The 11,796-nt window shown below is 72.0% G+C and carries 12 protein-coding genes and 1 tRNA gene; 5 read left to right on the top strand and 8 right to left on the bottom strand.

Annotated elements, in window-relative coordinates; all coding sequences use genetic code 11:
- The first annotated feature begins 62 nt into the window (after positions 1-62).
- The 4 genes from ACGF5O_RS06900 to ACGF5O_RS06885 all read left to right on the top strand — a co-directional run bounded on the left by ACGF5O_RS06900 (position 63) and on the right by ACGF5O_RS06885 (position 4,249).
- Positions 63-1,193: an SPFH domain-containing protein gene (locus tag ACGF5O_RS06900; RefSeq protein ID WP_393808834.1), complete on the top strand. Its 1,131-nt coding sequence runs from the start codon at positions 63-65 to the stop codon at positions 1,191-1,193.
- Between the two features lie 109 nt (positions 1,194-1,302).
- Positions 1,303-1,908: a lytic polysaccharide monooxygenase gene (locus tag ACGF5O_RS06895; RefSeq protein ID WP_393808833.1), complete on the top strand. Its 606-nt coding sequence runs from the start codon at positions 1,303-1,305 to the stop codon at positions 1,906-1,908.
- A gap of 129 nt (positions 1,909-2,037) precedes the next feature.
- Positions 2,038-2,514, top strand: a complete 477-nt coding sequence (locus tag ACGF5O_RS06890; RefSeq protein WP_393808832.1) for a DUF3592 domain-containing protein — start codon at positions 2,038-2,040, stop codon at positions 2,512-2,514.
- Between the two features lie 109 nt (positions 2,515-2,623).
- Positions 2,624-4,249 (top strand): long-chain-fatty-acid--CoA ligase, encoded by a 1,626-nt coding sequence (locus ACGF5O_RS06885; RefSeq protein WP_393808831.1) that lies wholly within the window; start codon positions 2,624-2,626, stop codon positions 4,247-4,249.
- Between the two features lie 300 nt (positions 4,250-4,549).
- On the opposite strand, the gene ACGF5O_RS06880 is transcribed toward ACGF5O_RS06885, so the two are convergent.
- The 6 genes from ACGF5O_RS06880 to ehuB all read right to left on the bottom strand — a co-directional run bounded on the left by ACGF5O_RS06880 (position 4,550) and on the right by ehuB (position 8,831).
- Positions 4,550-4,623 (bottom strand) — tRNA-Lys (locus tag ACGF5O_RS06880).
- Between the two features lie 110 nt (positions 4,624-4,733).
- On the bottom strand, positions 4,734-5,492 hold the full coding sequence (locus tag ACGF5O_RS06875) for an IclR family transcriptional regulator (RefSeq protein ID WP_393808830.1): 759 nt from the start codon (positions 5,490-5,492) through the stop codon (positions 4,734-4,736).
- Between the two features lie 280 nt (positions 5,493-5,772).
- On the bottom strand, positions 5,773-6,543 hold the full coding sequence (gene ehuA, locus ACGF5O_RS06870) for an ectoine/hydroxyectoine ABC transporter ATP-binding protein EhuA (RefSeq protein ID WP_393808829.1): 771 nt from the start codon (positions 6,541-6,543) through the stop codon (positions 5,773-5,775).
- Positions 6,533-7,183, bottom strand: a complete 651-nt coding sequence (gene ehuD / locus ACGF5O_RS06865; RefSeq protein ID WP_393808828.1) for an ectoine/hydroxyectoine ABC transporter permease subunit EhuD — start codon at positions 7,181-7,183, stop codon at positions 6,533-6,535. The genes ehuA and ehuD overlap by 11 nt, the downstream gene beginning before the upstream one ends.
- On the bottom strand, positions 7,180-7,896 hold the full coding sequence (gene ehuC / locus ACGF5O_RS06860) for an ectoine/hydroxyectoine ABC transporter permease subunit EhuC (protein ID WP_393808827.1): 717 nt from the start codon (positions 7,894-7,896) through the stop codon (positions 7,180-7,182). The genes ehuD and ehuC overlap by 4 nt, the downstream gene beginning before the upstream one ends.
- Positions 7,893-8,831, bottom strand: a complete 939-nt coding sequence (ehuB, locus tag ACGF5O_RS06855) for an ectoine/hydroxyectoine ABC transporter substrate-binding protein EhuB (RefSeq protein WP_393808826.1) — start codon at positions 8,829-8,831, stop codon at positions 7,893-7,895. Before ehuB ends, ehuC begins: the two co-directional genes overlap by 4 nt.
- 47 nt (positions 8,832-8,878) lie before the next feature.
- Between ehuB and ACGF5O_RS06850 the strand changes: the two genes are divergently transcribed.
- Positions 8,879-9,373 (top strand): DUF3830 family protein, encoded by a 495-nt coding sequence (locus tag ACGF5O_RS06850; RefSeq protein WP_393808825.1) that lies wholly within the window; start codon positions 8,879-8,881, stop codon positions 9,371-9,373.
- A 1-nt stretch (position 9,374) separates the two neighbouring features.
- Here the strand turns inward: ACGF5O_RS06850 and ACGF5O_RS06845 are convergent, their stop codons facing one another.
- Both ACGF5O_RS06845 and ACGF5O_RS06840 read right to left on the bottom strand, forming a co-directional pair.
- Complete coding sequence (locus ACGF5O_RS06845) at positions 9,375-10,781, bottom strand: amidase (RefSeq protein ID WP_393808824.1); 1,407 nt, start codon at positions 10,779-10,781, stop codon at positions 9,375-9,377.
- Between the two features lie 14 nt (positions 10,782-10,795).
- A complete protein-coding gene (locus ACGF5O_RS06840) occupies positions 10,796-11,749 on the bottom strand; it encodes a D-2-hydroxyacid dehydrogenase (protein ID WP_393808823.1) in 954 nt (317 codons plus the stop codon).
- Between the last annotated feature and the right edge of the window lie 47 nt (positions 11,750-11,796).

The following is an 11,796-nucleotide window of genomic DNA, read 5'->3' as shown; positions in this document are numbered from 1 at the left end:
ATCCCGACCCCGATCCCCCTGAGGATCACCTGAAGCATCTGGCGCGGAGGCTGGAGGCAGGCATGAGTACGACCACCGAACACACCCCTGACTCGGACGGGCCCCCGGACGGCGGGCCGCCCACCCGTCCGGCTCCCCGGCTCATCCAGAACGAGATCACCACCGAGATCCCCGTCCACCTGCTCTTCCGCGACGACCCCGACCCGGTGTCGGTGCCGCTGCGGCCCGCCGTGGTCGGCCGCCGGCAGGGCACCGGCGAACAGCCCCGGCTGCGCCGCCCGCTCCCGGCCAAGCCCCGGCCGGCCGCCGCCGTCGACCCCGACCTGGTGGAGCGTCCGGCCCGGGTGCTGCCCGGCGCGGCCGGCGTGTGCGCCGGGCTCGGCGGAGTGGCCGGGGGGCTCACCACCTCCTGGTGGGCGGGGGTGCTGCCGCCGCTCGCGGCGCACGCGCTGCACCTGCCGGCGTACGGAGGCGCGGGGCTGGGCCCGGCGCAGTGGGCGGCGTACGCCGCGGCCGGTGCGCTCGGCCTCGCCGGTTTCGGCGGGCTCGCGCGCGGGACGACCGGGCGGGCCTGGGTGCTCGGACTGTTCGGCCGCTACCGGGGGACGGTACGGCGCACCGGCCTGCTCTGGGTCAACCCGCTGCTGCTGCGCCGCCGGGCCGACGTCCGGCTGCGGCACTGGCGCAGCGAGGAGATGCCGGCCGCGGACGGCAACGGGGTCGCGCTCCGGGTCGTCGTCCTGGTGGTGTGGCGGGTGCGGGACACCGCGCGGGCGGTGCTCGGCGTCGAGGACCACGAGACGTATCTGCGCGAGTGCGTGGAGGCCGCGCTGGCCCGGGTGCCGGTGGAGCCGCCGGGCACCGCCCGGGGTTCGGTGGAGATGGCCACCGACGCGCTGACCCGGCTGGTCTCGGCGGACGCGGGGGGCATCGGCCTGGAGGTGTTCTCCGTGCAGCCGGTCCGCGTGGAGTACGCCCCGGAGGTCGCCGGCGCCATGCAGCGGCGCCGGATCGCCGCGCTCGACGCCCGGCAGCGGGCCACCATGCTCACCTCGGTGGTGGACTCGGTCGAGGACACGGTGACCCGGCTGACCATGCGCGGACTCGTCGAGCTCGACGACTACGAACGCAAGGTGCTGGTGCGGGACCTGACGGTGGCCTTCTGTTCGGGGCGCACCGAGGCCATGCCGTGACGGGTACCCCTTTTGGTATGGACATGTTCAACAGGCGGCAATAATCTGGGGCTTGGTCTAGACCTGCACGGCTCAGTGAACCTCCCCCACGTTCTCCAGGAGCGGCAGCATGCGTAAACGGACCAAGGTGTCGGCCGTCGTGCTCGGTGTGGCGACCGCCGGAGCCTTCGCACTCTCCACCGGCGGCGCCAGCGGGCACGGCTACACCGACCTCCCCATCAGCCGGCAGAAGCTCTGTGCCAACGGCACGGTGCCGAACTGCGGCGACATCCAGTACGAGCCGCAGAGCGTCGAGGGGCCGAAGGGCTTCCCGGCGGCCGGTCCCGCAGACGGCCAGATCTGCAACGGCGGGCTGAGCAGGTTCGCCCAGCTCAGCTCGCCGGCCACACCGTCGGGCGGCGCCTGGCCGACCACGAAGGTGACCGGCGGCCAGACGTACACGTTCCGCTGGCAGTTCACGGCGATGCACGCCACGACCGACTTCAAGTACTACGTCACCAAGCAGGGCTGGAACCAGAACCACGCCCTCGCCCGTTCGGACCTCAACACCACCCCGTTCCTCACCGTCCCCTACAACGGCCAGCGCCCGCCGGCCACCCTCAGCCACAGCGGCACCCTGCCGTCCGGGCTGAGCGGTCACCACGTGATCCTGGCGGTCTGGACGATCGCCGACACGGGCAACGCGTTCTACGCCTGCTCGGACGTCACGTTCTGACCTGCGTCGTTCGACAAGCGGGTAACACCCGGCCGATCTGAGCTTCGCTTGAGGACCCGCCTCGGGCCGCGGGGGTACGTTCCCGCCACACCGGTCAGTCGGACCGGTGTTCGGAGGCGGGGGACCCTCATGGACCTGATGGAAGCGTTCTTCTACATCCTTCCCGGCATCTTCGTCGTCATCGGCGTGCTCGGGTTGGTCAGGACGCTGCGGCGGTCGAGCGAGATCAGCCGGACGTGGCGTCACGGGCGTACCGCCGAGGCGCGCTGTCTGCGGTCGTACACGAGGACCAGCGGCGGTGCGGGGGACACGTCCGTGACGACCACGCTGCACCATGTCTACGAGTTCACGACGGCCGAGGGGCGGGTCGTCCGCTTCGACGAGGCGAGCGGGCGGTCGATCGTGGTCGAGGGCGACTTCGTGACCGTGTACTACCTGCCGGAGCGCCCCGAGGGGGCGACGTCGCAGCCGCCCGCGCAGGGGAAGCTGGCGGTGGGGACCGGGTGCACGGTGGCGTTCTTCGCGGTGTTCATCGGGTTCGCGCTGTTCTTCATGGTGACGGCGCACTTCTTCTTCTCGGCGGCGGACGGGATTGGTGCGCCGTGAGTGGGGCGATCGGCGGGTGGGGCGGTGCGGGCTTCGTCGTGGCTGGTCGCGCAGTTCCCCGCGCCCCTAGGGTGTTGATCTGACGGGGTGTCAATTAATCTGCTTCTCCATGGCCGTCGAGGGACGCACCGTCGCTGAAGCTGTTGCCGCCAGGTGGGGGGACCACCGGCCCGGGTTGTGGTTCGAGGAGCGGGTGCTGACGCACCACCAGGTGGCCGCCGGGGCCGCTGCCCGGGCTGCGCTGTTCGCCGATCTGCTTCCTGCGGGTGCCGTGCCGCATGTCGGGGTGCTGCTCGACAACACCCCCGAGTTCCCGCTCTGGCTGGGGGCCGCCGCGCTCGCCGGGGCCGCCGTCGCGGGGGTCAATCCGACCCGCCGGGGGGCCGAGCTGGCCCGGGACATCCTGCACACCGAGTGCCCGGTGCTCGTCACCGAGCGGGCCCACCTGCGGCTGCTCGCCGGGCTCGAACTGCCCGGCGTCCGCCTCCTCGTCACCGACGAACCGGAGTACGGTGCCCTGCTCGCCCCCTACCTCGGCGCCGTACCGGACGCCTCCAGGGCCGCGCCCGCCGACCGGATCCTGCTCTACTTCACCTCCGGGTCCACCGGCGCTCCGAAGGCCGCCCTCTGCTCCCAGGGGCGGCTGGTCGCCGCCGGGCGGTCGCTCGCCGGACAGTTCGGGGTCCGCCCCGACGACGTGCACTACGTCTGCATGCCGATGTTCCACGGCAACGCGGTGATCGCGGACTGGGCGCCCGCGCTGGTGGCGGGCGCCGGGGTGGCGCTGCGGCGGCGGTTCTCGGCGTCCGGGTTCCTCTGCGACGTGCGGCGCTACCGGGCCACCTACTTCACCTACGTCGGGCGCGCGGTGCAGTACGTGCTCGCCACCGAGCCGCGGCCCGACGACCGGGACAACCCGCTGCGGCTCGGGTTCGGGACGGAGGCCGGGGCCGTGGACGCGGCGGCCTTCGAGGAGCGGTTCGGGGTGCGGCTGGTCGAGGGGTACGGCTCCTCGGAGGGCGGAGCGGCGATCCAGTGGTCGCCGGGGACGCCGGCCGGGGCGGTGGGGCGGGCGGCGCCGGGGCTCGTCGTGCTCGACCAGGAGTCGGGCGAGGAGTGCCCGCCCGCCGTCTTCGACTCCGGGGGACGGCTGCTGAACGGGGAGGCGGCGATAGGGGAGTTGGTGAACCGCGCGCCGAACCCGTTCGAGGGGTACTGGCGGAACGCGGCGGCGGAGGCCGAGCGACGCAGGGGCGGCTGGTACTGGACCGGGGACCTCTTCTACCGGGACGCCGAGGGCTACCTGTACTTCGCGGGGCGTACCGACGACCGGATCCGGGTCGACGGGGAGAACCTGGCCGCCGCGGTGATCGAGAACATCGTGGCCCGGTACGAGGGCGCGGAGGCCGTCGCCGTCTACGGGGTCCCGGACCCGGTGACCGGGGACCAGGTGATGGTGACCGTCGCGGGCCGGTTCGACCCGCTGGACTTCGCCGAGTTCCTGCTGGCCCAGCCCGACCTGGGGACGAAGATGGCGCCCCGGTTCGTGCGGGTGGTCGAGCGGATGCCGGTGACGGCGACCAACAAGATCCAGCGGGCGGCCCTGCGCAGGGAGGGCGTGCGGTGCGCCGACCCGGTGTGGTGGAGACCGCCGGGGGAGCGGACGTACCGCCTGCTGACCTCGGTGGACGTTGTGCCCGAAAGGCCGTTCACACGTGGACACCTGGGTAATTGACCCCGTGCCGGCGTGCCCGGAAATCGGCATGGACCGCCACCCGAGAGGAGCCGTCGACATGGCCCACCACGTCTCCGGCCTGGGCACCAGCCCCACGAGCGTGGACCCCAGGAGCCGCATCACCGACATCATGGAACCAGCGGGAGCCGGTCAGGGACCGCGAGCTCTTCCTGGACAAGTTCCCGAACGGCCGCAACCTCACCCTTCCCCTGCCTGGGGGAACCGCACTGGGGCGCGCAGGGTCCGGCAACCGCCCATAAAAAGATGACCTGGGATGGTGAAATCCCAGGTCATCACAGGTGCGCCGCCAGGGACTCGAACCCCGGACCCGCTGATTAAGAGTCAGCTGCTCTAACCAACTGAGCTAGCGGCGCATGACTCCCGCCGACCGCCTGAAGTGTGTCTCCCGCGGCTGGCGACGAAGAAAATACTACCTGGTCCGACGGCGTGCTTCCGACCACCGCCGGACCGGTCCCCGGATCGCCTAGATCGCCAGGGAGAGCAGCAGCGGAGCCGCGCCGCGGTTCAGGGTGTCGGCGGCCTGGCGGAGCCGGTGCGCGTGCTCGACCGGCAGGGACAGGGCGAGGCAGCCCACGGCCGACCCGGCGGTGATCGGCACCGCCGCGCACACCGTGCCGATGGCGTACTCCTGGAGGTCCAGGACGGGGACCGTCGGCGGCTGCGCCTCCAGCCGGGAGAGCAGCAGCTTGTCGCTGGTGATGGTGCGCGAGGTGAGGCGGGCCATCTTGTGCCGGGAGAGGTGGTCGCGGCGGGCGTTGTGGTCGAGCTGGGTGAGCAGGCTCTTGCCGATCGCGGTGGCGTGCGCGGAGGAGCGGAAGTCCACCCACTCGTTGACCGCGGGGGTGGCCGGGCCGTCCGCGTACTGGCCGATCCGCACCTCGCCGTCGACGTACCGGCTGAGGTAGACGGCGGCGCCGACCGAGTCGCGCAGCCGGTCGAGGGTCTGCTGGAGCTGCTCGCCGAGGGCCTGCTCCCGCTCGTGCGCGGAGCCGAGCCGGCGCAGGGTCTCGCCGGTCACGTAGGCGCCGTCGGCGACCTGCTCGACGTAGCCCTCGCGGCGCAGCATGCGCAGCAGCGCGGTCAGCCGCTCGGGGCCCAGGCCGGTCCTGCGGGCCAGCTCGGTGTCGGTGACGCCGGTGGCGTGCCCCGCCACCGTCTCCAGGACCCGAAGGGCGTCCTGGGCGGAGTGGTACGGGGCGGTCGGCTCGTGCATCAGCGCCACGGTGGTCCCCCTGCGCTCGCTCGGCGATGCTGCTTCGGCAGCACTGCTTGGGCCGCGATCCGGACAACGGATCCTCTCCACGATAACGGGCAAGCACCCGAAACGGAGGGGGTGTTGGCGAGATTCCAGTCCCCTCAACTGCGGAAAAGACCCTTTGGCATATGTCAGCGGAATGCCCCGCGGTCCGGGCGACCCGCCGGACCTCGGGTGATCGAGCGTTCACTTCCTGTAGTCGTGGCACGGTGCGGGGAAACTTTTACGGTGTCGGCGGTGGAAATATCTACAGCACCGCGCTGAGGAACTCCCGGGTCCGCTCCTGCTCGGGCTCGCTGAAGATCCGCTCCGGCGGGCCCGCCTCGATGATCCGGCCCGCGTCGAACATCAGCACCTGGTCGGAGATGTCCCGGGCGAAGTTCATCTCGTGGGTCACGCAGAACATGGTGATGTCGGTGGTGCGGGCGATGTCCCTGAGCAGGTCGAGGACGCCCGCGACCAGCTCCGGGTCGAGCGCCGAGGTCACCTCGTCGAGGAGCAGCACCTTCGGGCGCATGGCCAGCGCGCGGGCGATCGCGACGCGCTGCTGCTGGCCGCCGGAGAGCCGGGTCGGCCGCTCGTCGGCCTTGTCGGCGAGGCCCACCAGGTCGAGCAGCTCCCGGGCGCGCGCCTCCGCCTCTTCCCGGGACAGGCCGAGCACGGTCACCGGGGCCTCGGTGATGTTGCGCAGCACGCTCATGTTCGGGAACAGGTTGAACTGCTGGAACACCATCCCGATCTGCTTGCGGACCTCCCGCAGCTCCTTCTCGGACGCCGGGAAGAGCCGCTGCCCGTCGACGGTGATGGTGCCGGAGTCCGGCTTGGTCAGGGTCATCAGCAGCCGCAGGATCGTGGTCTTGCCGGAGCCGGAGGGCCCGATCAGCGTGACGTGCCGGCCCGCCTGCACGGCGAGGTCGAGCCCGTCGAGGACGGTGTTGTCCCCGAACCGCTTGGTCACCCCCTCCAGCCGGACCAGGGTGTCGGTGGCGGTCAGCGGGTCACTGGTCTCAACGGACAAGGCGACGCTCCAGGGTGCGCAGGAGAAGGGAGGCGAGGTAGGAGATGACGATGAAGGCGACGCCGATCACCGTCACCGGCTCGGTGAACTGGAAGTGCTGCTGGGAGAAGAGCCGGGCCTGGCCGAGCATCTCCAGCACCGTGATCGACATCAGGACCGGTGTGTCCTTGAGCATCGAGATCACGTAGTTGCCGAGCGGCGGCACCACCCGGCGCAGCGCCTGCGGCAGGATGACCGCGGACCAGGTCCGCCGCGCCGGCAGGCTGAGCGCGGTGGCCGCCTCCCACTGCCCGACCGGGACGGCCTCGATGCCGGCCCGGTAGACCTGCATGGTGTACGTCGAGTAGTGCAGGCCGATCGCGAAGACCCCGGTGGTCAGCGCGGAGAACGTCAGTCCCCACTCGGGCAGCACGTAGAAGAGGAAGAACAGCTGCACCAGCAGCGGGGTGTTGCGCACGAACTCGGTCACCACCCCGACCGGCCAGCGCACCCAACGCGTGGGCGCCCGCATCAGCAGCGTCCACACCAGCCCCAGCGAGAACGAGATCAGCGAGCCGAGGGCCAGCGCCTCCAGGGTGACCCACAGGCCGTCCCGGAAGTGCGGCATGAACGCGCGTACGGCACTCCAGTCCCAGGTCACGCGACACCACCGACCCCGGTCGTTTCCCTGCGCTTCACCGCACGCGCCTCACGTCCGCTCCCCGGGGCCTTGCCGATGCCGGCCTTCAGCCGCTTCTCCAGACCGCGCATCAGCCGGGTGATCACGAACGCGATCACGAAGTAGACGAGCAGCAGGTACGTGTAGATGTGCGCGCTCTCCTGAAGCGCCAGCCGGACCAGGTTCCCGCTGAAGGCGAGGTCGCCCATGCCGGTGATCGACACCAGGGCGGTGCCCTTGAGCAGCTCCACGAGCAGGTTGCAGTAGGAGGGGATCATCTCCGGTACCGCCTGCGGCAGCAGGATCAGCCGCAGCCGCTGCCAGGGCGTGAAGCTCAGCGCGATCCCGCCCTCCTTCTGCGCCGGGTCGACCGCGTTCAGCGCCCCGCGCACGATCTCCGAGCCGTACGCGCCGTACGTCAGACCGAGCGCGAGCGTCCCCGCCCACAGCGGCACCAGCTGCCAGCCGAAGGCGACCGGCAGCACGAAGAACACCCAGAAGATCATCACCAGCGCCGAGGTGCCGCGGAACACCTCGGTGTAGAGCCCGGCGAGGAACCGGACGATCCAGCGCCGGTGCGTGCGCGCCACGCCCACCACCAGCGCCACGGCCGTCATCAACAGTCCGCTGAGCACCAGCAGTTGGACGGTCGTCCAGACTCCCCTGAGTACGAGGTCCCACAGTCCCGAGGTCATCCGCTCTTCCCTCCCCCGCACAGCTCCTTCGCCGTCAGGTCGGTCATCTCGGCCCGGGTGAAGCCGAACGGCCGCAGGATCCGCAGCAGTTCGCCGCTCCGCTTCAGCTTGTGCAGCTCCACGTTGAAGGCGTCCCGCAGCCGCGTCTCCGCCGACCGGAACGCGAACGCGCCCCCGTCGACATGCGGTTTGCCCTCCACGAGCGGCGCGAACGGCTCGGTCGCCTCGGCCTTGGCGGACTTCCTGACGACCTCGCGGACGGTGACCGCGGTCCCGGCGAACACGTCGACACGCCCCGCCTCCACGGCGTTCAGCCCGGCGACCTGGTCGGGAACGATCAGGATGTCGCTCTCCTTGTACCCGGCCCCGACCGCGTACTCGATCTCCGCGTACCCGGTCCCCGTCGCGAACTTCGCCTTCTTCGCAACGACGTCCTGGTAGTCGTGCAGTCCCTTGGGGTTGCCCTTCCGCACGACGAACGAGTCGAGCATCTGGTAGTCGGGATCCGCGAAGATCACCTGCTCGCAGCGGTCCGGATTGACGTACATCCCGGCGGCCACGACGTCGAACTGCTGCGAGTTCAGCCCGGGTATCAGCGAACCGAACTCGGTCGGCACCGGCTGCACCCGGTCCACCCCGAGCCGCTTGAAGACCGCCTTCGCCAGCTCCGGCGCCTCACCGGTCAGGTGCCCGTCCGTGTCGATGTACCCGAAGGGGATCTCACCGGCGATGCCGAGCCGTACGACACCCTGCGCGCGCAGCCGTTGCAGCAGGTCACCGCCGTCGGTGCCGGCCGCGGTGGCCACGCGCGTACACCCGGCGGCACCGAACGCGCCGAGTGCGCCGACCACGGCGGCACCCGCGAGCACGGCCCGCCGACTGTGTCTGGATTCGTACCCTGATGTGTCTGATTCGTTCCCGTGTGGTGGAGCCATGGCGGCGCGGCTACCCGACCCCAACCGACTTATGCACCATGGAGGGCATGACCGAACGATTCATCGAAGTCTCGCTGGTCAGCCGCGGTGTCACCGCCAAGGCCCGGCTCCTGGACGACCGCGCGCCCGTCACCTGCGCCGCCGTCTGGGACGCCCTGCCGCTGTCCGGAGACGTCTACCACGCCAAGTACGCCCGCAACGAGATCTACGCCCTTTTCCCGCCGTTCGCCCCGACGGAACCGCCCCTGGAGAACCCGACCGTCACCCCGATCCCCGGCGACCTCTGCTACTTCTCCTTCGCCGGCACGGAGTTGGGCACCGGGGCCTACGGCTACGACCGCGAGCTGCGCCCCGGTACGACGGTGGTCGACCTGGCCCTGTTCTACGAACGCAACAACCTGCTGCTCAACGGGGACGTGGGGTGGGTGCCCGGGATCGTGTGGGGCCAGGTGGCGGCGGGCCTGCCGGAGCTCGCCGAGGCCTGCAACGACCTGTGGCGCACGGGCGCGGCGGGAGAGACCCTGGCGTTCCGCAGGGCGTAGCTCACGCCCGCTCCCGCCACCCTGCCTCCTGCGTGGCCACCCCCGCCTCGTACAGGGCGTGGGCGGTCCGCAGGACCAGGTCGTCGCGGTGCCGGGCGGCCACGATCTGCAGGCCGATCGGCAGGCCGTCGGGGTCCGTCCCGACGGGGACCGTCGCGGCCGGCTGCTGGGTCAGGTTGAACGGGTAGGTGAACGGGGTCCAGCCGGTCCACCTGCGGTGACCCGCACCCTTGGGCACCTCCGCCCCCGCCTCGAACGCCGTGAGCGGCAGGGTCGGCGTCACCAGCAGGTCGTACCGCTCGTGGAAGAGACCCATGCGGCGGCCCAGGTCCATCCGGACGTCCACCGCCGCGAGGTAGTCGAGCGCGCTCAGCCGGGCGCCCCGGCCGCGGATCTCCCGCAGCCCCGGGTCGAGTTGCGCCCGCTGGTCGGGGGAGAAGCGCTGGGTCAGCCGGGCCGCGCCCGCGAACCACAGCACGTGGAACGCCTCCACCGGGTCGCTGAAGTCCGGGTCGGCCTCCTCGACGTACGCCCCGAGTTCCGCCAGTCCCGCCACCGCCCGCCGTACCGCCGCCGCGACCGCCGGACGGACCGCGACCTGCCCGCCCAGCGAGGGGGAGAAGGCCACGCGCAGCCCGCGCACCCCCTCGGCGAGCGCCGCGGAGAAGGACCCCGGCGCCGGTCCGAGGGCCGACCAGTCCCGGGCGTCCGGGGCCCCGATCACGTCCAGCATCAGCGCCGCGTCCGCCGCGTCCCGGGTCATCGGGCCCACGTGCGACAACGTGCCGAAGGCGCTCGCGGGGTAGAGCGGGACCCGGCCGTACGTCGGTTTCAGGCCGAAGATCCCGCAGAACGCGGCCGGGATGCGGACGCTGCCGCCGCCGTCCGTGCCGAGGGACAGCGGCCCGGCGCCCAGGGCGACGGCCGCCGCGCTGCCGCCGCTCGAACCGCCGGCGGTGCGCGAGGGGTCGTACGGGTTGCGGGTGATCCCGGAGAGCGGGGAGTCGGTCACGCCCTTCCAGCCGAACTCGGGGGTGGTGGTCTTCCCGACGAACACCGCGCCGTGCTCGCGCAGCCGGGCGACCGAGGGGGCGTCCTCGTCCCAGGTCCCGGCCGCGGAGATCGTCCGGGAGCCGCGCAGGGTCGGATGGCCGCGCAGGAGGAGGATGTCCTTGACCGTCACCGGGACGCCGTCGAGCAGGCCCTGCGGCTCGCCCCGCCGCCACCGCTCCTCCGCCGCCCGCGCCTGCGCCAGGGCGTCCTCCTCGGTGAGCCGGACGAAGGCGTTGACCTCCGGCTGGATCCGCGCCGCCCGTTCCAGGACCGCCCGGACCGCCGCCACCGGACCGAACCCGCCCGTGCGGTAACCGTCGAGGAGCTGTCGGGCGGTGAGGTCGGTGAGCTGCATGGGGCCTCCCGGCGTCAGTGACCTGGCACGTATCCGCGCTTCTTGTCGACCACGTTCAGCAGAGATCTGCCCGCGGCCCACCGCTCGTACAACTCCACGAACTGGACGCCCAGTTCGTCCCGCCAGCCGACCGTGTCCCCGCTCATGTGGGGAGAGACCAGCAGGCCCGGCACGTCCCACAGCGGGCTGTCGGCGGGCAGCGGCTCCGTCGTGAAGACGTCCAGGGCCGCGGCGGCGATCCAGCGCCGGGTCAGCGCCCGGACCAGGGCCTCCTCGTCGACCAGCCCGCCCCGGCCGACGTTGATGAAACAGGCCGACGGCTGCATCACGCCGAAGCGGTGCGCGTCGAACATGCCGTACGTCTGCTCGGTCAGCGGGGCGGCCGAGATCACCCAGTCCGCGCGGGACATCAGCCGGTCCAGGTCGTCCGGGCCGTGGATGCCGGTACGCGGGACGCGGCCGACCAGGGCCGTGGTGACGCCCAGCGCCTTCAGGGTGCGGACGATCGCCCGGCCGATCGGCCCGGTGCCGACCACGCACGCGCGCGTGCCGGCCACCCGGCGCGCCTCGCGGTGCCGCCAGGTCCGCTCCCGCTGGAGGTCGAGGGTGCGCGGCAGGTCCTTGGCGAGCGCCAGCACCAGCGCGGCCACGTACTCGGCGATGGGCGCGTCGAAGACCCCGCGCGCGTTGGTGACGACCGTGTCGGACGCGGCCAGCTCCGGGCACATCAGATGGTCGACGCCGGCGCTCGCGGTGTGCACCCAGCCCGGCCGGGGCCCCTCGCCCGGCCAGGCCTCGCGGACGGCGTGCGAGGCGAAGTCCCAGACCAGGAGGACGTCGGCCGCCGGCAGCCGGGCCGCGAGGCCCGCGGCGTCCGTACGCACGATCCGGGCACGGCCGGTGAGCCGGCCCAGCCGCGGGGGCGGGTCGGCGTCGAGGACCAGCAGAGTGGGCACGGGCGGCGTCATAGGGGGCTCATTCGGGGCTCATACGGTGCTCATTCGGGGCGGTCTCC

The sequence above is a fragment of the Streptomyces sp. NPDC048291 genome (assembly GCF_043201715.1).
In the GTDB taxonomy this organism is placed as follows: Bacteria; Actinomycetota; Actinomycetes; order Streptomycetales; family Streptomycetaceae; genus Streptomyces.
This window is presented reverse-complemented; position numbering and strand designations above follow the sequence as displayed.

What these genes read in the sequence shown, in the direction of transcription:
- ACGF5O_RS06900 (WP_393808834.1), top strand. Translation starts at nt 63, where the DNA reads ATGAGTACGACCACCGAACACACCCCTGACTCGGACGGGCCCCCGGAC.
- ACGF5O_RS06845 (WP_393808824.1), bottom strand. Translation starts at nt 10,781, where the DNA reads ATGCAGCTCACCGACCTCACCGCCCGACAGCTCCTCGACGGTTACCGC.
- ACGF5O_RS06840 (WP_393808823.1), bottom strand. Translation starts at nt 11,749, where the DNA reads ATGACGCCGCCCGTGCCCACTCTGCTGGTCCTCGACGCCGACCCGCCC.
- ehuB (WP_393808826.1), bottom strand. Translation starts at nt 8,831, where the DNA reads ATGGCTCCACCACACGGGAACGAATCAGACACATCAGGGTACGAATCC.
- ACGF5O_RS06895 (WP_393808833.1), top strand. Translation starts at nt 1,303, where the DNA reads ATGCGTAAACGGACCAAGGTGTCGGCCGTCGTGCTCGGTGTGGCGACC.
- ACGF5O_RS06850 (WP_393808825.1), top strand. Translation starts at nt 8,879, where the DNA reads ATGACCGAACGATTCATCGAAGTCTCGCTGGTCAGCCGCGGTGTCACC.
- ACGF5O_RS06885 (WP_393808831.1), top strand. Translation starts at nt 2,624, where the DNA reads ATGGCCGTCGAGGGACGCACCGTCGCTGAAGCTGTTGCCGCCAGGTGG.
- ACGF5O_RS06890 (WP_393808832.1), top strand. Translation starts at nt 2,038, where the DNA reads ATGGACCTGATGGAAGCGTTCTTCTACATCCTTCCCGGCATCTTCGTC.
- ehuC (WP_393808827.1), bottom strand. Translation starts at nt 7,896, where the DNA reads ATGACCTCGGGACTGTGGGACCTCGTACTCAGGGGAGTCTGGACGACC.